This window comes from Prochlorococcus marinus str. MIT 1013, assembly GCF_027359395.1.
Classification (GTDB): Bacteria; Cyanobacteriota; Cyanobacteriia; order PCC-6307; family Cyanobiaceae; genus Prochlorococcus_B; species Prochlorococcus_B marinus_E.
This window is the reverse complement of the sequence record NZ_CP114778.1, coordinates 1,715,590-1,737,035: the sequence shown is the minus strand read 5'-3', so window position 1 is coordinate 1,737,035 and position 21,446 is coordinate 1,715,590. Positions and strand designations below refer to the sequence as shown.

Genomic DNA, 21,446 nt, shown 5'->3' with positions numbered 1-21,446 from the left:
CCTAGAAAATAAAAAAAGCAAAAAAAAAAGCCCTCGCAAAGAGGGCTTTAGAAATATCAAGTTAAAGACTTAACCGATTGCAGGTGCAACAAGAGCTACAGAAGTAGACTCAGCAGCTGCTAGGTCAAGTGGGAAGTTGTGAGCATTACGCTCGTGCATTACTTCCATACCAAGGTTTGCACGGTTAAGTACGTCACCCCAGGTTGGTACAACCTTGCCTGAAGTATCAACTACAGACTGGTTGAAGTTGAAACCGTTCAAGTTGAACGCCATGGTGCAGATGCCCATAGATGTCAACCAAACACAAATCACTGGCCATGAAGCCAAGAAGAAGTGAAGGCTACGGCTGTTGTTGAAGCTTGCATATTGGAAGATCAAACGACCGAAGTAGCCATGAGCTGCAACGATGTTGTATGTCTCTTCTTCTTGTCCAAACTTGTAACCGTAGTTCTGTGAATCAAGTCCTGTTGTCTCACGGATAAGTGATGAAGTAACCAAAGAACCGTGCATTGCAGAGAACAAAGCACCACCGAACATACCTGCTACACCAGCCATATGGAATGGGTGCATCAAGATGTTGTGCTCAGCCTGGAAAACGAACATGAAGTTGAATGTTCCAGAGATTCCTAGAGGCATACCATCAGAGAATGAACCCTGACCGAATGGGTAAACAAGGAATACAGCGAAAGCTGCTGATACAGGAGCTGAGTAAGCAACACAGATCCATGGGCGCATACCTAAACGGTATGAAAGCTCCCACTGACGTCCCATGTATGCAGAGATACCAATAAGGAAGTGGAAGATTACAAGCTGGTAAGGGCCGCCGTTATATAGCCACTCATCAAGAGTTGCTGCTTCCCAGATTGGGTAGAAGTGAAGGCCGATAGCGTTACTTGAAGGAACAACAGCACCAGAAATGATGTTGTTTCCATACATAAATGAACCAGCTACTGGCTCACGGATACCGTCGATATCAACTGGAGGAGCAGCGATAAATGCAACGATGAAACAAGTTGTTGCCGCAAGAAGGCAAGGGATCATCAATACACCGAACCAACCGACATAGATACGGTTGTTGGTGGAAGTAACCCACTCGCAGAATTGTGGCCAACCTTTGAGCAACGAAGAACGTTGCTGCTGAATGGTGGTCATGAGGACGAATGTGTATGTCCCTAACGGGACGATTAAATAAGGGCAGCTAATTAGACTGCCAGACGTGATATTAAAGGAGAATGATCCTTTCTGTGGCCAATATGTAGGACAATTTATGAAGAGAATCAGTAAGTTGGCTTCAACGAGCGCCCAAGAGGTCTTAAGATTCTTTTAAGATTTAGCCTCTGAGGTTGCGGGTTTGGTTCTAATAAAGTGGCTGATTAACGGACATAGGGGTGAAGAGAGGGTTCCTTTGTGTGATGCACGTCACAGAAAATATGAATTAGAGGCTCAAGGGGCGATTGTTTACTGGAGCGAGAGAACTTACTTCTGATGCACCAGATCAATAAGCGATTGTTTCCATTCTTTTTTAAAATCCCATAATTCTCTTTTGGTAAAGCTCATAGCGATATTTTTTTCTACATACGCTGCTTCATTTATAAAAACTGGTACGTAAGGTTCTTCTTCTTCAAATCTAATTATTTCTCCATTAGATTTGAAAAACAATTCATCATTTTTCTTCAATTCCTGCCAATCCTTTGATTGCCTTAGAGAATGCACATATCCATCAATATTGCCTTGTTCATCTCTTGGGAAATCGATGCTTTTAATGTGCCTGTGAATTATCAACTTATCAGGGGGATAGAAAGTTAAGTTATGAACTTGATGAATTTGCTCCATCAAAGTCTCAAGAATCAATTTTGTTTGTGAAATAATTCTTGAATTCAAGAGGCCCTGACCTATCGGGCCAATTTCTATAACAAGTCCACAAGGCCAAGATTCAACTAAAAATCCTGTTTGTTTTTGATCAGATTCATGAAGATATATTGGTAAACCTAATTGATTTTGTATTAAAGAAGCCAGAGCTAAATCTGCATTTCTCCTTCCATAAACAACCAAACAACTTCCCATGGAAGCTGTAGTTGTATGAAAGTCTAATGCTATTTGACATGGTTTTTCTCCGACCTCTCCGTAAAGATTCACCAATTCATTTGCTCTGCTTCCCTCAAAATTTGAAGAGCTAATAGATAAAAATGATTCTTCTTGGAAACTCCTATTTAAATCTTGGTGAATGTATCTTTTCCCAGCCTTTTGCGCTTCTGGATTTCCAATTACCTTACAAGTTTTTATCCCGTGAGTATTTATTAAAAGAGGTGATTTTTGCCATTGATCGAAAAGAAAAATACCATTTATCTCATTACCGTGTGTACCAGCCACTAGAAGCACCTGTAGCTGCATCATCAATAAACAAATTAATTTGTACTTATTGTACTTATAAGTTTAAAAGAAATTCATGGCTACACCACCAATACTTGTAAAAGCGGCTAAAGAAATTTGGAATTGTGAATGGAAGGTTTTAATGAATGGGCTTGCACCTTCAGATTCAGAAGGCAACTACAAAAGGCCTAAGAACCTCCAACCGGAAGTTCAAATCCCCACCAAAGATGATTTAGCAGATAGAGATATGGATCAAATGCCATATTTGATTGTTGGCAAAAGTTGTCCTTGGGCTCACAGAGTATGGATAATGTATGAAATAAAAGGTTTAAAAGCCACAATTAATCTAAATATCGCTCAAGTGAATACATCGAGTGGTAGATGGACATTTAAACCCACACTAAAAGGATGCAAAACACTTCAAGATCTATATGAAAAATGTAATATAAAACAAACCAAAAGAGCTACTGTACCTATGTTATTTGATCCAGGCAAAGAGGCTAAATCAAAATTCAGATTAATAAATAATGAAAGCGCTGACTTATTAGAGATCCTAAACAAATGGCCTGTAAAAACTAATAATATAGACCTCAATCCCAAAAATCATCATAAAAATATATTCAATTGGCAGAATCTAATTCAAGAAAATATTAATAATGGTGTTTATAAATGTGGATTTGCTAGAAACCAAAAAGCTTATGAAAAAGCATCTAAAGATTTGTTTTCAACTCTAAATATTATCGAAGAAAGTCTTAAGCTAAACGGGCCTTGGCTATGCGGAGAAGATTTAACCATTGCTGATATAAGGCTATTTCCTACTCTAATCAGATGGGAGTCTGTTTATCAACCACTGTTTAAGTGCAGCATGAAGCCAATTGAATCATTTCCAAATATAATAAAATGGAGAAAAACTATTTTTAATTTATATAATATTAAAAAAACATGTAATGCAGATACTTGGAGAAAAGATTATTTTGGAGCTTTATTTCCATTAAATCCAAGTAGTATTATTCCGCAAGGTGAAAGTATAAGCAAACTCGTAAATCAGTAATGATCAAAAATGAAACAAGCAGATTCCTACTTTCAATCATCAAATTCAATTAAAGGAGTTTATGGAGATTTTATAGTAACTTCTAATGATAAAAAAGAAGTTTTATTTTACCGCTTATCAATTCTTTTCTGCGGCTTATTCTTTTCAATAGGAATAGCCCAATGGTTTACCAATGGATCTGATCAAACATGGATTTGTCTACTTGGCATGTCAATAAGTATGGGTCTAAGTCTTAAGTGGATCCATATATATTTAAGACCTTTACATCAAACACTAATAATTTTCTGGATACTCGGTTGTATTGGATTTTTAATACTTTCATATCATTTTGGAGTAACAAATCTCATCTATGGCCTTAGAGAAGATCCAAAATCGATATTACTTATCGGTCCACTTTTTGCTTCTTTAACGGGGATTGGTTTCAAAGAGTTTTTTTGTTTTAGAAGAATTGAAGCGATAGGGATAACGATTTTTATTCCAATTGCTTTAATTGGATATTTAACTGAATTAGCTAATGAAAGTTTTACTTTGGCACTGCTAATGGTCTCGTCCTTGCTATTGCTAATAATGGGAATAAGGAAATTCAACCTGCCTGCAGAGGCAGATATAGGCGATAAGAGCGTTTTTGATTTTTTAGAAAGCCAAAGGAAGCTAGAAGCATCTGATCGTTGAATAAATAAATAAATAAATTATCAATTCTAAATTCAAGTAAGGAACTTACAAAAGATCCCTTTTGGAGGTTTCAAGTCAGGAAATGGTGAGGAAATCCAACCAAATTCACAAACCACGTGCATTATTGCTCCATCATAATTATTGTATAAATCAAATTATCCTGCTCTTACAAGAAGCCATGAAAACCATTGACGAGCATATTAAAAAGGATGAATCTGAGATCCAACAAGCCAAAGCTCAGGGAAACGAATCTAAGCTCCATCACTTAGAAGACGAACTTAATTCACTTAAGGAATATAAAGAACATCATCCTGAAGACAAGCATGATCCAAATGCGCTTGAACTTTTCTGCGACGCTAACCCTGATGAACCAGAGTGCTTAGTATACGACGATTAATATCTTGAAAAAAAAAGAAAAAAAGGGGGAATTTGAATTGCCCCCTTTTTGTTTTCTTTAAATCAATTAATAATCCATATTAAAATCTGAAGGGCTGCCAGTTAAAGAGCATACAACTGCCTCCTCGCTTTTCATTTGACTTACCTTGGCGATAGGTCTACCCATTTTTCTTAGAACATTAATATCTTGATCAGTCTGGCAACGAGCAATAATTTCTCCTTGTCCATCGAAACAACTGTAGAAATCCATAATTTTAAAAACTCTTCTCAGTTATGACCAAAAATTAACTGTAAGACAAGTAGGTATGATTCACTCATAACAATTAATTAATATCCAAGTTCTTTCCAAATAGAACTAAGCAAATCATCAAGACCAAATTTCGTTACTGCAGAAATTATATGTACCTTTTTCCCAGTTAATTTCTCAATTTTATTTAGAAGTTTTTTAATTTCGTTCTCACTTAATAGTTCTTTCTTATTTAAAACAAAAATTCTAGGCCTAGAAATTAAACCATGACCATAAGAAGTTAATTCCTCATTAATAGTTTTGAAATCATTTATCGGATCGGTTGATGCTGAGTCAATTAGATGAAGCAAAACCTTTGTTCTTTCAATATGTCGGAGAAAATCATGCCCTAGTCCAATACCTTTTGAGGCGCCAGAAATTAAACCAGGAATATCTGCAAAAACTGTTCCGTCTCCTGAGGGTCTTCTTACTACTCCGAGATTAGGTATTAAAGTTGTAAAAGGATAATCAGCAATTTTTGGTCTTGCAGAGGAGAGTACAGAAATCAGCGTGCTTTTACCTGCATTCGGCAAACCAATAATTCCAACTTCTGCTAGAAGTTTTAATTCCAATTGCAATGACCATTCTTCACCAACTTTCCCTTCAGTAAATTTTTCTGGAGCTCTATTACTGTTTGATAGATAGCGAGCATTACCGAAACCTCCTTTCCCACCAAACGCGACAATCAGTTGCTGTCCTTTGTGAGTTAAGTCACCAAAAATGATATTTGTAGAAAGATGTCTGACCTCTGTTCCGCATGGAACTTTAAGTACGGTATCTTTTCCTGATGCTCCAGTGCATCTATTAGGACCACCTCTATGACCATTCTCAGCAGAAATTAATTTCTGAAATTTGAAATCCAGAAGAGTTTGTAAATTATCATCAGCCTCTAAAACAACATTTCCTCCTTGTCCTCCATCTCCACCCGCAGGTCCACCTGCTGGAACATACTTTTCTCTTCTAAAAGCAGAGATGCCATCACCACCTGAACCTGCCCTGACATCAATAATGGCCTGATCAATAAATTGCATTTAGAAATATATATGACCAATAAACTAAATAATAATTCTTAAATTCATACTTGCTAAATTAAAGAATTTGAAGTGACTTTTGATAATTTTTCACCTCAAAATTATTCAAGCATCCATATAACACTACATCCTGGACCGCCGTCATGAGGTTCTGCATCGGCTACTTTCTCAATATAAGAAAGCGAATCTAACCATTTCCTCAAACCTTTTTTAAGTTTCCCAGAACCAATTCCATGAATAACCCACAATGCACCAGAACAATTCCTCAACCTTTCTTCAATTACCCCCTCGGCTTCATGTACTCGTAAACCTCTTACATCTAGAGTATTTTTTTTAGTGCGAACCAAAGAAAAATTCTTTCTTACTTGCGAAGTTTTTACTTTCACAGTTGTATTTACTTCCGCTTTTTGACCATCAAGACTTTCTACTGCAGATAAGCTAACTGTGCTTCGAAAAACTCCGCATAATACTGTTAATTGCATTCCATCATCTGAGAAAGAAATTATTTCACCTGCTTTACCTATAGAAGACAATCTGACTTTGTCTCCAATCTTGGGAACCCAGCCCGGCTTATGCGGAATCTGCCTATGGCTTCGATATCCCTTCTCCATTTGTCGTAATCGTTTACCAACCTTTCTTGCTGTTTCACCACTAGCATTTTGATCACGCAATCGTTTAATCAAATGTCTAACTTCTTTTTGACCTTCTCGAATTGATGACTCCAATTTGAACCTTCCTTGTTCATTAAACTTTTCCGTTTGTTGACGTTGTTTCTGCCAACTATCAAGTAATTCTTCATGTAATAATTCAGTTTTTGCTAATAAAGCCGCGGCATCTTCAGCTGCTGATTGTTGCCGCTCTCGTTGTTTTTCTAGGCCTTTAATAACTTGATTAACATTATCAACACTTGCAGGATTGATAAACTCTTGAGCACGTTTTATCACATCCAAATCAAGACCAAGTCTTTTTGAAATCTCAATTGCATTACTTCGGCCAGGAATTCCCCATTGCAAATGAAAGGTTGGTTTTATTGTTTCACTATCAAAAGAAACTGAAGCATTTTCAAATCTTGAATCACTATATTTCAGAGCTTTTAATTCGCCAAAATGAGTAGTAGCAATAGTTAATCGTGCTCTATCCGCCATGATCTTTAACAAAGCCATGGCTAAAGCTGTACCCTCAGAGGGATCAGTTCCTGCTCCAACTTCATCTAATAGAACGAGAGTCGTACCAGGGAAAGAAGCTATGGCATCGAGTATTCGACTTATACGAAGGATATGTCCACTAAATGTAGATAAATTCTGCTGCAATGACTGTTCATCACCAATATCAGCTAAAATATTTTTACACCAAGGCAATCTTGGTGAACCTGTACATGGTAAAAGTAAACCTGCCTTTGCCATTAAAACTGCTAGACCAATACTTTTCAAAGCAACTGTTTTGCCACCAGTATTAGGACCTGTAATTGCAACAACTTTCAAATCAGATGGAACATCAAAACTAGTTGGAACTACCGTATTTTTTTTCTCATGAAAATCATTCCAAACTAATAAAGGATGACGAAAATCTTTAATCTCAAATAATGTATTTTCTTGTTCATCAAGAATTGCGGGTACCCCATTAAGCCATTTAGAGTAACGTGCTCGTGACAATGCAAACTCAATCTGCAAAAGAATCTCTCCTAAATGAGCTATTACATCAGCATTAAAACCAACCTCTTTACTCCAATTAGCTAAAAGTCTCCTCTCTTCATTTGAGATTTCAGAATCGATTTTAGCCAAACGATTCCCTATTGATATGACAACTTGTGGCTCGACATAGATCGTATTTCCTGAAGCTGAACTATCATGAACCATTCCTTTAATCTGGTCAGAAGTACCAGCTTTAAATGCTAAGACAGGTCTTCCATACCTCTCTGAGATAATATTATCTTGAAGTAATCCACTATATTTCCGGATGATATCCTGAAGAATATCTTTTCTTTGAAGACGTACCGAATTCCTATAGCGTCGTAATTCAGAGAGTTTTGGACTAGCACGATCTGCAATTCGCCCACCTTCATCCAGCCCAAATTCAAGGAGTTTTTGCAATTCAGGCAAAGTTGCAATGTCTTTTAGTAATTCAGAGAGTCGTGGACGGATTAATTGATCAAATATTAGTTTTCGTAATTTTCTAGCAGCTCTTAAAGTATCAGCTACTTTTAATAAATCCTCACCTATGGCGACACCACCTTTGGAGCATATCAAAAGAATATTTTCCAAATCATGAACACCTTCAAAAGATATTCCTCCATCAAGAGAAATGTCCAATGATCCAATTTCTAATGTTTGGCACAATAGCTGCTGGCTAAGAGATATATCTAATGGCAAATCAAAGCTTTCACATCTATTACGACCTTGTTGGGTAACCGCGAATGTAGACAAATGGCTACAAACAGTTGGCCATTCAAGCAACTCCAAAGATTCTATAATTATTTGTGTTTTTTCAGAATCATCATGATTTATTTTAAATCCCATTCGTCTACCTAAAGTCTATTGATTTGTTGGAATTCCTGCTGATGGGTGATAAAGCATTTCCAACCAATTACCTTCTGTATCTTTCAAATAAAAAGAAGAAGTTCCATCTCGATGATCATGCAAAGCGCCAACCTTTACACCTTGATTTTTTAGAGAATCATGAATTCTCTCTATTTCATCCCTATTAGTGAAATGAAATGCAAAATGTGGACCAGCAGCTTTATAGCCCGGGCCAAGCAAAGCAAGGCCATCTTTATTCTCTCCTGTCTCTAAATAACACCAATCAGGGTCATCCCAAACAAGCTTCATTCCTAAGCGCAAGTAAAAACTTTTAGCCCTGTCAACATTATCCACTCTTATAGCTACATGGCCGAGGCGATGAACACTTTCAATATTTAAGTCAGACTTTTTTTCTAGCATTACTTTTGATTGAAAATTGAAATTTTTAACAATTTTTTTAATTAACTCTATTGTTCTTTTAGCCATCCTGCGGCATCACACGCATGATATGTAAGAATTAGATTTGCTCCAGCTCTTTTAAAACTCAATAAAGTTTCCAAAACGATTGCCTTTTCATCTATCCAACCTCTTTGTGCAGCAGCTTTGACCATTGAATACTCCCCACTAACGTTATAAGCAGCGATTGGCAATTCTGCTTCTTCCCTTAAACGATAAATAATATCTAAATAAGCCAAACCAGGTTTGACCATTAGGATGTCAGATCCCTCTTGTTCGTCAAGTTGAGCTTCTGTTATAGCTTCTCTAGCATTCGCTGGGTCCATCTGATAGGTGTTTTTATTTTTCGGGATAGGCTTATTTGCTAATGATCTGGGAGCAGAATCTAAAGCTTCTCTAAAAGGCCCGTAATAGGCAGATGAATACTTTGCGGTGTAACTAATTATTCCTACATGTTCAAAACCTTCATCATCTAAAGCTTCTCTTATAGCTCCTACTCTTCCATCCATCATGTCACTAGGTCCGATTAAATCTGCTCCAGATTGTGCTTGAACCACAGCTTGTTTACATAAATAATCAACGGTTTCATCATTCAAAATTATTCCTTGATTACTAACTATTCCATCATGACCATCACAAGAATAAGGATCTAAAGCGACATCGGTCATGACACACATTTCAGGTATCTCTATTTTCAATCTTTCAATAGACCTTGGTATTAAACCTTTTTCATTAAAACATTCAACTCCATCTTCTGTTTTTAGCTCGTCAGGAACTTTTGGGAATAGAACGACACATCTAATACCTAGATTCCAAGCACGTTTAACTTCATCAACCAATCCATCCATTGACCAGCGAAATGCACCTGGCATCGCTGGTATTTCTTGAATATCTGAACCTTCATGAACAAAAAGAGGATAAATAAAGTCAGAGGCAGAGACACTATTCTCTCTAACCATATCTCTTAAAGAATTTGTTCTACGAAGACGACGGGGCCGATAAATAAGATCCATATTGACCAATAGAGATAACTACATTAGAGATAACTAGATTTTACTTCCTTTAAGTCCTAGCCTGATCGAACCAACTTGAACGAGGTTCATCTATTCGAACAGATCTAAGCTTTTCAATGAGTCTCAACTCATCATCTGACCAGCTTTCAGGTAATTTTAATTTTAGAGTAAAAAACAAATCTCCTTGGGTATCTAAGTTATGTAATCCTTGGCCTTTTAATCTGATTTGTTGATCAGGTAAACTTCCAGAAGGTATTGATAAATATTTATCTCCTCGAGGAGAGGCAACCCAAGTATTTGTGCCTAAAGCTAATTCATCTAAAGAGATAGGTAAATCTGCATAAACATCTAAACCTTTAACTTTCCAAATCGGATGAGATTTAATGCTGATTTCAATCAATAAATCTCCTCTTTTCCCTTTCCCAGACTGTATATTACCCTTATTTTTAATACGGATTTTTGATCCTGTCTCAATTCCTTTTGGAATTTCCACCTCAATACGTTCATCATTTACTAAAAGATTCTTTTTAGCTCCATTCAAAGCTTCAAAAAAACTAATCTGCAAATTAAATTCAGCATTAAGATTTAAAGATTGAGGATTCTTATCTGAAGATATATTTGAGTAAATTTCTTTACCAACCTCACTAAATCTTCCAATTAAATCACTCAAAAAATCATCGAAATTTAGATATTCATCAAAGCTCTGATCATCATTTTCCCTATGAAAATCTCTCGATTTTCCATCAATATTTTTAAACCAATAATTTAGAAATTGTTCATAAGACTTTTTTTTATCCTCATCTGAAAGAATCTCATAAGCTTCATTTATTTCTTTGAATTTCGACTCAGCCCTCTCATCATGTGGATGTAAATCAGGATGAAATTTTCTAGCAAGTTTCCTGAAAGCACTTTTGATATCTTCATCTGAAGCATTTCTACTAATGCCAAGGATTTTGAAATAATCCTTAAAACCATCTAATGCCATCGAAATCAAGCTTCTTTCTTAGTAAAAATCAATCTTTTCAATGATTTCTATTCAATATAAGTATTTAAAAGTAGAGATTCCAGATCTTAATGGAACCTTGAAGAGATAGGCTTATTCAAGTCAAATCAAGTTAGGAGAGTCGATTGGCGTTAATTAATGGCTTTCACCTGAAAAATATTAGAGGTGACGTATTAGGCGGCTTGACTGCTGCTGTTGTTGCACTGCCACTAGCTTTAGCGTTTGGTAATGCTGCACTTGGCCCTGGAGGCGCTATTTACGGTCTTTACGGGGCAGTAGTAGTTGGCTTCCTCGCTGCTTTATTTGGAGGAACGCCTGCACAAGTAAGTGGACCAACCGGGCCGATGAGCGTAACGGTTGCGGGTGTAGTTGCCAGCTTGGCAGCTGTAGGAGTACCTAGAGATTTATCTGCTGGCGAAATTCTTCCTTTAGTAATGGCCGCGGTAGTCATTGGAGGATTATTCCAGATATTATTTGGCCTACTAAGGCTTGGTAAATATATAACACTTGTTCCATACTCAGTAGTTTCAGGCTTTATGTCTGGAATTGGAGTAATCATAATTACTCTTCAGATAGGACCTTTACTTGGGATATCAACTCGAGGAGGAGTATTAGAATCTCTTTCAACTCTAGTTAACAATTTCGAACCAAATGGGGCTGCAATAGCAGTTGCAGTAATGACACTTGCGATAGTGTTTCTGACCCCCCGCAAAATAAGTCAATGGGTCCCTTCTCCTCTTTTAGCATTATTGATAGTTACTCCTTTATCAATAGTTCTGTTTGGTGATAGTTCCATAGACAGAATAGGAGCAATACCAGAGGGTGGGCTTTCTTTAAGTCTCCCAGACCCAAGCTTTGATAATTTCTTCCCAATAATTCTTAAAGCTGGACTAGTCCTTGCTGTTCTTGGTGCTATTGACTCCCTTCTTACATCTCTTGTAGCAGATAATATTTCTCAAACCAGGCACAATTCTGATAGAGAGCTAATTGGACAAGGAATTGGAAATGCAGTAGCTGGTATTTTTACAGGTTTGCCTGGAGCTGGGGCAACTATGCGAACAGTAATAAATGTCAAATCTGGAGGTTCCACCCCAATTTCAGGGATGGTTCATTCGATTGTATTGCTATTCGTTCTAGTTGGTGCTGGTCCTCTAGCCGCTCAGATTCCTACAGCTCTTCTTGCAGGAATTTTAATAAAAGTTGGCTTAGGCATTATTGATTGGGGATTTTTATTAAGAGCTCATAGACTTTCGCTTAAAACCGCAAGTGTGATGTATGGAGTCCTTTTAATGACAGTTTTCTGGGACTTGATTTGGGCTGTACTAGTTGGTGTATTTATAGCAAATATGCTCACAATCGATTCCATTACAGAGACTCAATTAGAGGGAATGGAAGCTGACAACCCATTTGATTCATCATCGAATAGCAATGCAGCAAATGCACAACTCCCCTCAGATGAAAAAGCACTTTTAGATCGTTGTGCTGGAGAAGTAATGCTATTCAGATTAAAAGGGCCACTTAGTTTTGGAGCAGCAAAAGGAATTACTGAAAGAATGATGCTTGTAAGAAATTATAAAGTTCTTATTCTTGATATAACTGATGTTCCCAGGCTCGGAGTTACTGCAACTCTCGCAATAGAAGATATGGTTCAGGAAGCGATAAACAACTCAAGGAAAGCATATGTTGCTGGTGCAACAGGAAGAGTAAAAGACAGACTTGCTAAATTTGGAGTTGATGTAATTGGTACAAGAAAAGAAGCACTCACAGCTGCAATTGACAGCCTAAATGGTTGACAATCAATATCCTTATATGACTGATAGCTTTTAAGAACTAACAAGAAATGGGACAAAACCTTTTCATCCAAAATGCTTTAAGTCCACCAATACTTTTTTTCTTTTTGGGTGCAATTGCATACGCATTAAAATCTGATTTTGAGATTCCAGCTCCGCTACCAAAATTATTTTCTTTATATCTTTTACTTGCAATAGGCTTCAGAGGCGGAATTGAGCTTCAAAAAAGTGGCTTTGGTTATCCAGTTCTACCAACTGTGATAGCAGCAATATTCATGTCATTATTGATACCACTTATTTGCTTTTTAGTACTTAGGTTGAAATTCGATGTTTTTAATGCAGCAGCAATATCAGCAGCATATGGATCAATAAGTGCAGTGACATTTATAACTGCTGAAAGCTTTCTAGAAAGTCAAAATATACCTTTTGATGGATTCATGGTTGCAGCTTTAGCACTAATGGAATCTCCAGCAATAATAATTGGCCTTCTATTAGTCAAATTTGGAGCTTCCAAAGATAGGCCCATAAAAAGGAAAATGAAATGGGGATCAATTCTGCATGAGTCGATGTTAAATGGTTCTGTCTATTTATTACTCGGAAGCCTTCTAATAGGTTTTTTAACATCAGCTATTGATCCATCTGACATTAAAAAAATGGAACCTTTCACAGGTGAATTGTTCTACGGCGCAGAATGTTTTTTCCTTCTTGACATGGGAATTGTGGCTGCTCAACGTCTCGCTCGTCTAAATAAGACTGGTGCCTTTCTCGTTATGTTTTCAATATTCATGCCAATAGTGAATGCAATACTTGGTTCAGTAGTAGCTAGATTTTTAAATTTAGATCCAGGCAATGCCCTTTTATTTGTAGTTCTATGTGCTAGCGCATCTTACTTAGCTGTTCCAACAGCCATGAGAATGACTGTTCCTGAAGCTCGACCTAGTTATTACATTTCAACCACTCTTGGGTTAACTTTTCCCTTTAACATAATCATAGGTATACCAGTATATATGGGCTTAGTAAACACAATGATTCCATCAATTGGGTAACTTAATTTCATGAAAAGACTTGACTTGATTTTTAGTGAGAGAGAACTAGATGATGTTCTCTCAGCATTAGAGGAAGCTGAAGTTCCTGGCTATACGGTCATGAAACATGCCACAGGAAGAGGTCCAGAAAGAATTGTCACAGAAGACATGGAATTCACTGGATTTGGATCTAATGCACACGTAATTATTTTTTGTGAGCAAGAGATAATCGACAAGATACGAGAAAATATAAAAACTGTTCTTAATTACTATGGAGGTGTTGCATATGTTTCTGAAGCAACTCCTCTTTAAAAACACTTATTGATTAAGTGATCTAAGCATGAACCCAATCGACACGAATTGATTTACGACTATTCAAATATCTATCTATTGCCATAGCAGCTATACATCCATCCGATGCTGCAACAACAGCTTGTTTAAATGGAGTATTTCTGATGTCGCCAATCGCCCAAACTCCTTCGACTGTTGTCGACATAAAGTCATCCACCAAAACTCCGCCATCTTCTTTAAAAGCGACCTGTTCACCTAGAAAGTCGGTAATAGGCTTAGAACCACTCATATAAACAAAAACACCTTCAAGAGCAATATCTTGATGCGTATCAATGGAACGATTCTTAACCTTAATACCTGTTACCCCCGAATCATTACCTTCAATCTGCATTAACCTCGTCTTACTCCAATGGTTGACATTTGGTTTCAACAAAAGATCTTGCGCATGATGATCATCTGATTTTGGATCATTGGATGTTATCCAATGAACTTTAGAGGCAAATTTTGTAAGAACATTTGCTTCTTCGATTGCCTCTTTATTAATACCAACAACAGCGACTTCACGATCTCTATAAAACGCTCCATCACAAGTCGCACAATAGCTAACTCCTCTACCCAAAAATTCTGCCTCACCTTTAAATGATGCTGGCCTTCCCATTGCACCACTTGCAACGACTAGTGCTTTTGACCTAAAAGTTCCCTCTGGGGTATAAATAGTTTTCCAGTCACCACTGGAATCAATTCCAAAAACTTGGGCTCTGCGATAATCAGCCCCATACTGAGTGGCCTGATCTCTCATAAGTTTTAGCAAAGCCTCTCCACTCATTTCACTCGAGACACCTGGGTAATTGGCAATTTGATGTGTTATTGCTAGCGCGCCTACGTCAGGGTTCTTATCGAGAATTACTGTTCTTAAATCTGCTCTGGAGGTGTAAAGCGCACAACTGCAACCAGCAGGTCCACCTCCAACTATGACAACATCGGTTTCAATGGTTTCCAATGGAAAATTCTCTTAGTAGGTTTTGCTCTCTTTCAAGAAGAGAGAGGAATGGGTTGAAATCACTAGGGTTAATAGATTAAACTTTCAACCCAAATCAAATCAAACGTTTGTATTCTTTAACTCTAATGAAAATTAACTAACTTAGGCGATAACAAACAATCTTCTAAATAGATTCGATTGATTAAGAGCAAATCTGCACATACATAGTTTCAATCCGAAGACACAAAAAACCTTATATCTTCTAAAGTGAAAGCTGATTAATTAAATCATTGAGCGATTCAGAAGTACTGCTAAAAGCTGCCATGAACAGAATAGCAGCACGGATAACTGAGAAAGTGATCAATTCTGCGCAAGAATTCACAGAAATTGCTGAAGAATTTCCTCAAAAGCTCCAAAATGAATGGTCTAGCTTTAAAGCAGAGGTTATTGAAGAATCTGAAAGAATAGAAAAAAAGACTAATGCATCAAAAGAAAAAAGTTCTAAGGAACAATTAAGTAAAGAAGATTTAATTCAAATCCAAATAGATAATCTCAGATCAAAGGTTATCGAAATCAATAAAGATATTGAGGGGAAAAATTGATATTTTTAGCTAGTCAACTTCAAAGATTTTGTAGAGCCCTTAGGATTTGGACAATATTATTAGGTTTACTTTTTTATTTATGGTTTGATTCTAAAAAATGGACTTATTTAAAAGGATATACCGCTAAGAGAAGAGAAAAAAGAAATACTTTAAGGGCAAAATGGATTACAGAAGAACTAGTTAATCTTGGATCAGCATTCATAAAATTAGGCCAACTTTTATCTGCAAGAGCTGATGTTATACCATCTGCATGGGTAAATGAGCTTACCTCTCTACAAGATAGAGTTCCACCTTTTGCGTTTGAAAAAGTTCAAGAAATATTAACCATACAACTTGGAAATTCATATAAAAAAATTATAAGTATTGATGAAATTCCAATTGGCTCAGCATCGCTTGCTCAAGTTCATAAAGCTAGATTAATTAATGAAGAAAATGTTATTTTTAAAGTTCAAAGACCAGACATAGAAAAGTTTTTCAGGCTTGACTTAGATGTAATGAATCAAGTTGCAAAAGTAGTCCAAAGAATAAAGTCTTTAAGTCGAGGTAATGACTGGGTAGGTATCGCCAAGGAGTCTAGAAGAGTATTACTCAGAGAGCTAGATTTTCGAATAGAAGCTCAATATGCTGCAAGATTTAAACAACAATTTATAGATGACTCAAATATTTTAATCCCAAGTGTATTTTGGGATTTAAGCACCTGTAAAGTTTTATGTTTGGAGTATCTACCAGGAATCAAAATAAATGATATTAAATCTCTAAAAAGTAATGATATTGATACTTCTTTAATCGCAAAGATGGGAGCTACAAGTTATTTAAAACAATTGGTTGATTACGGTTTTTTCCATGCTGATCCTCATCCCGGCAATCTCGCTGTTTCTAAGGATGGTTCTCTTATTTACTATGATTTTGGGATGATGGGTTTTGTCTCTGAGCGTATTAGAAGTAGGCTAAATTCAATGATCAAAGCCGCAGCGCTTAGAGATGTTAGTGGACTAGTTAAAGAACTTCAAATCGCTGGATTAATAGAGAAAGATGTGGAAATAGGTCCAGTTAGAAGATTAATAAGAATAATGTTAAACGAAGCCCTCACTCCTCCATTTAATTCTCAAATCATAGAAAAGCTCTCTGGGGATATATCTGAACTTGCTTATGGGAAACCCTTTAGAATACCAATAGAGTTGATTTTTGTTTTTAGAGCATTATCAACTTTTGAAGGAGTTGGAAGATATTTAGACCCAGAATTCAACTTAATAGCGATAGCAAAACCCTTTCTTCTCCCTCTAATGACTACCAAAAACCCAGACTCTAATGACTTATTAAATGAACTAGGAAGACAAGTTACTGAAATAGGTAGTAAAGCTGTTGGGTTGCCAAAACGCTTGGATGAAAATTTAGAAAAACTTGAGCAAGGCGACTTGCAACTTCAAGTGCGAATGGGTGAATCAGACAGACAACTAAGAAGAATGATTAATGCTCAACAATCATTAGGTAATTCTGTTCTTCTCGGCTCACTCGCAATATCCTCAGCTTTACTAGCTTCAACTAATAGGCCTTTTTTATTTCTGATACCAGTTATTGTTGGATTCCCATTGGCTATCAGCTGGATTAAATTAAAGTTTAAAATGAGAAGCGAAAGTCGTTTAGATAATTTTCAAACAAGAAAAGGCATTAAATAATCAAAATCAACCCTGAAAGCTTCCTCTTGGTCCCAATCCGACAAGACCAGCATATGTTGCTTGACTACCTAACTCATCCTCAATACGAAGTAATTGATTATATTTCGCAACTCTTTCACTCCGACTCAATGAGCCTGTTTTAATTTGACCAGATTTAGTTGCTACTGATAAATCAGCAATAGTTGTATCTTCGGTTTCTCCGCTTCTATGACTTATGACAGTTGTATAACTTGATCTTGAGGCAAGCTCTATAGCTTCAAGTGTTTCAGTCAGAGAACCTATTTGATTAACCTTTATTAATATTGAATTTGCAATATTCTCATCAATACCTCTTTGTAAACGCAGTGTGTTGGTGACAAATAAATCATCTCCAACCAATTGCACACTTTTGCCAAGTTTTTTCGTAAGCAAGCTCCAACCATCCCAATCATCTTCAGCCAATCCATCTTCAATAGAAATGATTGGGAATGAATTAACTAACTCAGCCAATTCCTCAACCATTTGCTCGCTGGAATAGGAATTCCCACCATAAAAATATTGACCCTCCTTGTAAAACTCCGTACTTGCAACATCCAAAGCTAAGGAGATTTGCTCCCCTGGTTTAAATCCAGCCTTTTCAATTGCTCGCATTAAAAGTTCACCTGCTGCTTTATTGCTTTCAAGATTTGGAGCAAATCCTCCTTCATCACCAACAGCAGTTGATAAACCTTTCTGACTCAATAAATCTTTGAGCGTATGAAAAACCTCAGCTCCCATTCTTAATGCTTCTCTGAAGCTTTCAGCGCCATGAGGAACCAACATAAATTCCTGAAAATCTAAATTATTTGCAGCATGTTCTCCTCCATTAATGACGTTCATTAATGGCACTGGCAATAGAGATGACATTGGTCCACCTAAATACCTGTACAAAGGTAAACCCAATCCATTAGCCGCTGCTCTTGCTGTGGCCATGCTGACAGCAAGAATTGAATTTGCACCAAGATTTGATTTGTTGTTTGTATCATCGAGTTGTTTCATTACCGAATCAACTGTGGCTTGATCTAAAGCAGAAAGGCCACATAGAGCAGGAGCAATAGTTTCTTCTATATGACCAACAGCCTTGATAACTCCTTTACCCAAATAACGTTTCCCACCATCTCTTAATTCATGAGCCTCATGGGCTCCAGTACTTGCGCCACTTGGAACAATCGAACGTCCAATAGCGCCTCCTTCCAAAAGGACTTCAGCCTCTACGGTTGGATTCCCTCGAGAATCCAATACTTCTCGGGCCATAATGGTATCAATTACTAGTTCTAGAGAGTCAGCCACGAATTTAAGATGATTTTTAGATCTTATGAACTACATTATTCCCATATGTTCCTGAATTGCTAATCTAGCTTGCTTTCCAAGACCTAATCAATCAAATTCGTCTTAACAAGGAATACACGTATCGATAAAAAGGTCTCAATCAAAATTCAGAAGGCAAATGATCACTTTGAATCAAAATTAATCGAAAATGAATGGAAGTCTAACTACAGAACCCGATTCTTTTAGCGATGAAGCTTGGAGTCTTTTACTAATAGCTGAACAAACAGCAAGAAGATGGCGACATCAGAATTTAGATGTTGAACATATTATTCAAGTACTTTTTAGAAATAAAAAATTTCAGAAATATACAAAATCCTTACCTGTAAACCATGAAGAAATAAATGAAATTTTAGAAAACTTTATCGCTGAACTTCCAATCAACAACCAATCAGACTTATTTATTGGAGAAGATCTAGAAATTCTTCTTGAAACAGCTGATGATTTCCGCTCTCGATGGGGATCTAATCAAATAGAGATTTCTCACATCCTTATCGCAATTGGCAGAGACAATCGATTAGGAGTAGATCTTTTTTATCAAGCAGGTCTCCCTAGTGAAATTCTTGAAGCTGAATTAAGACGGCTACCAGCACCTAAATCATTTAAACAATCAAAAAGAATTACAACTCCTCAAAGAGAAGATAGACCACACAAAAATTCAAGGTCCTCTGTATCAACCAAAAACACTTCAAAGAATTCTGACCCCGAGCCACTTACTCCTATCACTAAAGAAGAGCTCACATCAAAACAAGAACCTTTAAAACTTAATCAAACTCCGAGTGCATTAGATTTATACTGCAAAGACCTGACAACAGAAGCTGAAAATGGGAAATTAGACCCTGTGATTGGTAGAGAATCTGAAATAAAAGCAATTACAAAAGTTTTATCTCGAAGGGGCAAAAATAATCCAGTACTAATTGGTGCGCCAGGTGTTGGGAAAACAGCAGTCGCAGAATTATTAGCTCAAAAAATTATAGATAACGAAGTTCCTGGAACTCTGCAAGGCTTAAGATTAATTTCACTTGATATTGGTGCATTAATAGCTGGAACTAAATTCCGAGGGCAATTTGAAGAGCGCTTTAGATCCTTATTAAGTGAAATCAGCAATAACGACAAAGGAGTAATATTATTCATTGACGAATTACACACAATCGTTAGTAAAGACAGGTCAAACACTGATGCTGGTAGTCTATTAAAACCATTATTAGCTAGTGGAGACTTACGTTGTATTGGAGCAACAACGCCTGAGAATTATAGACGTACGATTGAAAAAGATCTTGCATTAGATAGACGTTTTCAACAAGTATTAATCAAAGAGCCCAGTTTAGATTTAAGTCTAGAAATTTTAAAAGGGCTGAAAGAAAATTACGAATTTCATCATGGAGTTATTATCACTTATGAATCACTTATCACAGCAAATCGCTTAGCTGATAGATATATCAGCGACAGATGCCTACCTGATAAAGCTATCGACCTTATTGATGAGGCTGCAGCTCAAGTAAAAATTGAATCTTCATCAAAGCCAAAAATCATCGAAAAGAAAGAGTCTCAGATTAATCATTTAGAATCGTCAATCCGAAACGCAAACAAACAGACCACACTAGAAACTATTAATAATCTTGAAGCAGAAAAAGAATTGCTAGTAGTTGAGCTAGTTCAGATCAAGAAAAAATGGCAAGATCAGCTTGATAAATCAGCTGAATTAGATGATCTAAAGACAAGAGTTGAAGAGTTAAACAATTTAATACGAGATGCTGAAATCTCAGGGGATTTTGAAGAAGGCGAAATACTCAAATATGAACAACTTTATCAAGTCCAAGAAAGGATAAAAGAAATAGAAATTTCTATGCAAAAGGATAACGAGTATGGTAATTCCTTATTAACAGACCAAGTTGATCCAGAAGACATAGCCGATGTTGTCTCAAGATGGACAGGTATTCCTGTTAGAAAAGTTTTATCAGGTGAAAGACAAAAACTTTTAAATTTAGAAAAAGACTTAGAGAAAAAAGTTGTTGGCCAATCAAATGCTGTTCAAGCAGTCGCAGCTGCTATTCGTAGAGCAAGAGCTGGGATGCAGGATATAAGAAGGCCGATAGGATCCTTTCTTTTTTTGGGTCCTACAGGTGTTGGAAAAACAGAACTTGCCAAATCATTAGCAAATTCTTTATTCGATGAGGAGGACGCTTTATTGAGACTAGACATGAGTGAATATATGGAAAGAAATGCAGTTTCAAGACTCTTAGGTGCACCTCCTGGATACATAGGCTACGAAGAAGGCGGACAATTGACAGAGGCAGTTAGAAAGAGACCTTATGCAGTTTTGCTACTTGATGAGATTGAGAAAGCTCATCCAGAAGTATTTAACATCCTTTTGCAGGTATTAGATGATGGAAGACTCACTGATTCACAAGGTCGGACAGTAGATTTTCGAAATACAGTTATTGTTATGACTAGTAATCTTGCTAGCAAAGCAATATTAAAGAATTCACTTCAAGTACAAAGTGAAAATTCAAATAAAAATATTCTTGCACAAGAATTAGATCAACAAATTAACGAAGCTCTTACAAAATATTTTCGACCAGAGTTTTTGAATCGTATTGATGAGGTAATAAGATTTAGTCCACTCAAGCCAGAAAGTTTAGAACAAATAGTACGCCTTCAACTTGATGAATTACAAAAGCTTCTGAAACACCAAGGTTTAGACATTTATGTTGACGAAAACACAATAAAATTTCTTGCTGATGAAGGCTATGAACCTGAATACGGGGCTAGACCGCTTAGAAGAGTGATTAGAAGAAGATTAGAGAACCCTCTGGCAACTAAACTTTTAGAAGAGGCTTTTGAAGATGCAAAATCAATAAGGGTTGCTACTAAAGATGATGAGTCTAAAAAACTTCTTTTTTTTATAGATAACTAATCGATCAAAATAAGTTAGTGTAGGTTTA

At 36.6% G+C, this 21,446-nt stretch carries 19 protein-coding genes; 9 read left to right on the top strand and 10 right to left on the bottom strand.

Going from position 1 to position 21,446, the window contains the following annotated elements:
- Positions 1 to 69: 69 nt before the first annotated feature.
- On the bottom strand, positions 70 to 1,152 hold the full coding sequence (gene psbA, locus O5633_RS09840) for a photosystem II q(b) protein (RefSeq protein WP_011294225.1): 1,083 nt from the start codon (positions 1,150 to 1,152) through the stop codon (positions 70 to 72).
- Positions 1,153 to 1,476: 324 nt separating this feature from the next.
- Positions 1,477 to 2,394, bottom strand: a complete 918-nt coding sequence (locus tag O5633_RS09835) for an aspartoacylase (RefSeq protein WP_269609520.1) — start codon at positions 2,392 to 2,394, stop codon at positions 1,477 to 1,479.
- 52 nt (positions 2,395 to 2,446) lie between these two features.
- Here O5633_RS09835 and O5633_RS09830 point away from each other — a divergent pair, with 52 nt between their 5' ends.
- From O5633_RS09830 to O5633_RS09820, 3 genes are all read left to right on the top strand, one after another.
- Positions 2,447 to 3,421 carry a glutathione S-transferase family protein gene (locus O5633_RS09830; protein ID WP_269609519.1) on the top strand — a complete coding sequence of 325 codons (975 nt, stop codon included), beginning with the start codon at positions 2,447 to 2,449 and terminating at the stop codon, positions 3,419 to 3,421.
- 9 nt (positions 3,422 to 3,430) lie between these two features.
- The gene (locus O5633_RS09825) at positions 3,431 to 4,093 is read left to right on the top strand and encodes a DUF2301 domain-containing membrane protein (RefSeq protein WP_269609517.1); all 663 of its coding nucleotides are present in this window, start codon (positions 3,431 to 3,433) and stop codon (positions 4,091 to 4,093) included.
- 178 nt (positions 4,094 to 4,271) lie between these two features.
- Positions 4,272 to 4,490 (top strand): CP12 domain-containing protein, encoded by a 219-nt coding sequence (locus O5633_RS09820; RefSeq protein ID WP_269609516.1) that lies wholly within the window; start codon positions 4,272 to 4,274, stop codon positions 4,488 to 4,490.
- Positions 4,491 to 4,556: 66 nt separating this feature from the next.
- On the opposite strand, the gene O5633_RS09815 is transcribed toward O5633_RS09820, so the two are convergent.
- The 6 genes from O5633_RS09815 to O5633_RS09790 all read right to left on the bottom strand — a co-directional run bounded on the left by O5633_RS09815 (position 4,557) and on the right by O5633_RS09790 (position 10,776).
- Positions 4,557 to 4,739 carry a hypothetical protein gene (locus O5633_RS09815; protein ID WP_269609515.1) on the bottom strand — a complete coding sequence of 61 codons (183 nt, stop codon included), beginning with the start codon at positions 4,737 to 4,739 and terminating at the stop codon, positions 4,557 to 4,559.
- Positions 4,740 to 4,816: 77 nt separating this feature from the next.
- Complete coding sequence (cgtA, locus tag O5633_RS09810) at positions 4,817 to 5,806, bottom strand: Obg family GTPase CgtA (protein ID WP_269609514.1); 990 nt, start codon at positions 5,804 to 5,806, stop codon at positions 4,817 to 4,819.
- 101 nt (positions 5,807 to 5,907) lie between these two features.
- On the bottom strand, positions 5,908 to 8,322 hold the full coding sequence (locus O5633_RS09805) for an endonuclease MutS2 (RefSeq protein WP_269609513.1): 2,415 nt from the start codon (positions 8,320 to 8,322) through the stop codon (positions 5,908 to 5,910).
- 15 nt (positions 8,323 to 8,337) lie between these two features.
- Positions 8,338 to 8,742 (bottom strand): VOC family protein, encoded by a 405-nt coding sequence (locus O5633_RS09800; protein WP_269611351.1) that lies wholly within the window; start codon positions 8,740 to 8,742, stop codon positions 8,338 to 8,340.
- 47 nt (positions 8,743 to 8,789) lie between these two features.
- Positions 8,790 to 9,791, bottom strand: coding sequence for a porphobilinogen synthase (hemB, locus tag O5633_RS09795; protein WP_269609512.1), 1,002 nt, complete (start codon positions 9,789 to 9,791; stop codon positions 8,790 to 8,792).
- A 49-nt stretch (positions 9,792 to 9,840) separates the two neighbouring features.
- On the bottom strand, positions 9,841 to 10,776 hold the full coding sequence (locus tag O5633_RS09790) for a DnaJ C-terminal domain-containing protein (protein ID WP_269609511.1): 936 nt from the start codon (positions 10,774 to 10,776) through the stop codon (positions 9,841 to 9,843).
- Between the two features lie 143 nt (positions 10,777 to 10,919).
- On the opposite strand from O5633_RS09790, the gene O5633_RS09785 reads away from it, so the two are divergent.
- Genes O5633_RS09785 through O5633_RS09775 form a run of 3 tightly spaced genes read left to right on the top strand, consistent with a single transcriptional unit; the run spans position 10,920 to position 13,921 of the window.
- A complete protein-coding gene (locus O5633_RS09785; RefSeq protein ID WP_269609510.1) occupies positions 10,920 to 12,587 on the top strand; it encodes a SulP family inorganic anion transporter in 1,668 nt (555 codons plus the stop codon).
- A gap of 47 nt (positions 12,588 to 12,634) precedes the next feature.
- Positions 12,635 to 13,630 (top strand): sodium-dependent bicarbonate transport family permease, encoded by a 996-nt coding sequence (locus O5633_RS09780; RefSeq protein ID WP_269609509.1) that lies wholly within the window; start codon positions 12,635 to 12,637, stop codon positions 13,628 to 13,630.
- A gap of 9 nt (positions 13,631 to 13,639) precedes the next feature.
- Positions 13,640 to 13,921 carry a P-II family nitrogen regulator gene (locus O5633_RS09775; RefSeq protein ID WP_269609508.1) on the top strand — a complete coding sequence of 94 codons (282 nt, stop codon included), beginning with the start codon at positions 13,640 to 13,642 and terminating at the stop codon, positions 13,919 to 13,921.
- 22 nt (positions 13,922 to 13,943) lie between these two features.
- Here O5633_RS09775 and O5633_RS09770 read toward each other — a convergent pair whose 3' ends face one another.
- Positions 13,944 to 14,900, bottom strand: a complete 957-nt coding sequence (locus O5633_RS09770; RefSeq protein WP_269609507.1) for an NAD(P)/FAD-dependent oxidoreductase — start codon at positions 14,898 to 14,900, stop codon at positions 13,944 to 13,946.
- Between the two features lie 269 nt (positions 14,901 to 15,169).
- Here O5633_RS09770 and O5633_RS09765 point away from each other — a divergent pair, with 269 nt between their 5' ends.
- Positions 15,170 to 15,481 carry a hypothetical protein gene (locus O5633_RS09765; protein WP_269609506.1) on the top strand — a complete coding sequence of 104 codons (312 nt, stop codon included), beginning with the start codon at positions 15,170 to 15,172 and terminating at the stop codon, positions 15,479 to 15,481.
- Positions 15,478 to 17,157 (top strand): ABC1 kinase family protein, encoded by a 1,680-nt coding sequence (locus tag O5633_RS09760; protein ID WP_269609505.1) that lies wholly within the window; start codon positions 15,478 to 15,480, stop codon positions 17,155 to 17,157. Before O5633_RS09765 ends, O5633_RS09760 begins: the two co-directional genes overlap by 4 nt.
- Before the next feature lie 6 nt (positions 17,158 to 17,163).
- Here O5633_RS09760 and eno read toward each other — a convergent pair whose 3' ends face one another.
- Positions 17,164 to 18,465, bottom strand: coding sequence for a phosphopyruvate hydratase (eno, locus tag O5633_RS09755; RefSeq protein ID WP_269609504.1), 1,302 nt, complete (start codon positions 18,463 to 18,465; stop codon positions 17,164 to 17,166).
- 187 nt (positions 18,466 to 18,652) lie between these two features.
- Here eno and O5633_RS09750 point away from each other — a divergent pair, with 187 nt between their 5' ends.
- Complete coding sequence (locus tag O5633_RS09750; protein WP_269609503.1) at positions 18,653 to 21,418, top strand: ATP-dependent Clp protease ATP-binding subunit; 2,766 nt, start codon at positions 18,653 to 18,655, stop codon at positions 21,416 to 21,418.
- Positions 21,419 to 21,446 lie beyond the last annotated feature (28 nt).

Excerpts from the sequence above, each read along its gene's own strand:
- psbA (WP_011294225.1), bottom strand. The coding sequence starts at position 1,152 with ATGACCACCATTCAGCAGCAACGTTCTTCGTTGCTCAAAGGTTGGCCA.
- O5633_RS09835 (WP_269609520.1), bottom strand. The coding sequence starts at position 2,394 with ATGATGCAGCTACAGGTGCTTCTAGTGGCTGGTACACACGGTAATGAG.
- O5633_RS09830 (WP_269609519.1), top strand. The coding sequence starts at position 2,447 with ATGGCTACACCACCAATACTTGTAAAAGCGGCTAAAGAAATTTGGAAT.
- O5633_RS09825 (WP_269609517.1), top strand. The coding sequence starts at position 3,431 with ATGAAACAAGCAGATTCCTACTTTCAATCATCAAATTCAATTAAAGGA.
- O5633_RS09820 (WP_269609516.1), top strand. The coding sequence starts at position 4,272 with ATGAAAACCATTGACGAGCATATTAAAAAGGATGAATCTGAGATCCAA.
- O5633_RS09815 (WP_269609515.1), bottom strand. The coding sequence starts at position 4,739 with ATGGATTTCTACAGTTGTTTCGATGGACAAGGAGAAATTATTGCTCGT.
- cgtA (WP_269609514.1), bottom strand. The coding sequence starts at position 5,806 with ATGCAATTTATTGATCAGGCCATTATTGATGTCAGGGCAGGTTCAGGT.
- O5633_RS09805 (WP_269609513.1), bottom strand. The coding sequence starts at position 8,322 with ATGGGATTTAAAATAAATCATGATGATTCTGAAAAAACACAAATAATT.
- O5633_RS09800 (WP_269611351.1), bottom strand. The coding sequence starts at position 8,742 with ATGCTAGAAAAAAAGTCTGACTTAAATATTGAAAGTGTTCATCGCCTC.
- hemB (WP_269609512.1), bottom strand. The coding sequence starts at position 9,791 with ATGGATCTTATTTATCGGCCCCGTCGTCTTCGTAGAACAAATTCTTTA.
- O5633_RS09790 (WP_269609511.1), bottom strand. The coding sequence starts at position 10,776 with ATGGCATTAGATGGTTTTAAGGATTATTTCAAAATCCTTGGCATTAGT.
- O5633_RS09780 (WP_269609509.1), top strand. The coding sequence starts at position 12,635 with ATGGGACAAAACCTTTTCATCCAAAATGCTTTAAGTCCACCAATACTT.
- O5633_RS09775 (WP_269609508.1), top strand. The coding sequence starts at position 13,640 with ATGAAAAGACTTGACTTGATTTTTAGTGAGAGAGAACTAGATGATGTT.
- O5633_RS09750 (WP_269609503.1), top strand. The coding sequence starts at position 18,653 with ATGAATGGAAGTCTAACTACAGAACCCGATTCTTTTAGCGATGAAGCT.